1 protein-coding gene is annotated in these 1,171 nt (G+C 66.4%); it reads left to right on the top strand.

The window, feature by feature from the left end:
• Positions 1–67: 67 nt before the first annotated feature.
• Positions 68–1,171 (top strand): IS3 family transposase gene (locus tag AB0K15_RS48040; RefSeq protein ID WP_364067940.1). Its coding sequence is split into 2 segments (ribosomal slippage), with 1,102 coding nucleotides annotated over them: positions 68–346 and positions 349–1,171; the frame shifts between segments, so codons are not numbered across the junction. This gene is flagged as partial in the annotation.

The raw sequence follows: 1,171 nt of genomic DNA, 5'->3' as shown, positions 1-1,171 counted from the left end.
GGGTCTGCCCAGGGTCTGGTTGACACCTCACCTGTGAGGCTTCAGCCTCGCCTGGAAGGATGTCACCGTGCCCAAGCCCTACCCCCGTGAGTTCCGTGACGACGTCGTCGCTGTGGCCCGTCGCGGCGAGACCACGTTGAAGCAGGTCGCGAAAGACTTCGGGATCTCCGAGTCGTGCCTGGCCAACTGGCTGCGCGCCGCCGAGGTCGAGGACGGCACTCGGTCCGGAGTGACGCGCGAGGAGTCTGCTGAGCTGCGGGAGTTGCGTAAGCGCAACCGGCTGCTGGAGCAGGAGAACGAGGTCCTGCGCAAGGCCGCGGCCTACCTGGCCCAGGGCAATCTGCCGGGAAAATAGCGTTCCCGCTCGTCCGTGAACTGGCCGCGGCCGGCGCCTCTGTGCGGGTGTCGGTCGCGGTGACGTGCAGGGTGCTCGGCCTGTCCCGGCAGGCCTACTACCAATGGTGTGCAGCCCCGTTCTCGCAGCGGGATTGGGATGACGCGCAGCTGATCAACGCCGCGCTCGAGGTCCACGCCGACGACCCGGCCGACGGGTACCGGTTCATCGCCGACGAACTCGGCCGCCGGGGTTTCACCGCCTCGGAGAACCGGGTGTGGCGGATCTGCTCGATGCAGCAGATCTTCTCGCTGCACGCCAAGAAGAAAGGACGTTCCCGCAAGGCCAGGCCGCCTGTGCACGACGACCTCATCCGCCGCGACTTCACTGCCACCGCGCCGAATACCAAGTGGCTGACCGATATCACCGAGCATCCCACCGGTGAGGGCAAGCTGTACTTGTGCGCGGTCAAGGACTGCTACTCCAACAAGATCGTCGGATACTCCATCGCCTCGCACATGCGGGCCTCACTCGCCGTCAGCGCGCTGCGCAACGCGATCGCACTGCGCGACCCGCGCGAGGTCGTGGTCCACTCCGACCGAGGAGCCCAATTCCGGTCGGGAGCCTACCGGCGTCTGTTGCGCAGCCATGGGCTGACCGGGTCGATGGGCCGGGTCGGTGCCTGCGGGGACAACGCCGCGATGGAATCGTTCTTTTCGTTGCTGCAAAAGAACGTTCTCGACACAAGACGGTGGCGCACCCGCGAGGAGCTGAGGCTAGCGATCGTGTCCTGGATCGAGACGAAGTACCACCGCAAACGCCGCCAACGCGCCCTGG

Origin of the sequence: Amycolatopsis sp. NPDC049253 (genome assembly GCF_040678995.1) — a bacterium.
In the GTDB taxonomy this organism is placed as follows: Bacteria; Actinomycetota; Actinomycetes; order Mycobacteriales; family Pseudonocardiaceae; genus Amycolatopsis.
The sequence above is the reverse complement of the archived record's forward strand: the minus strand, read 5'-3'. Positions and strand labels throughout refer to the sequence as shown.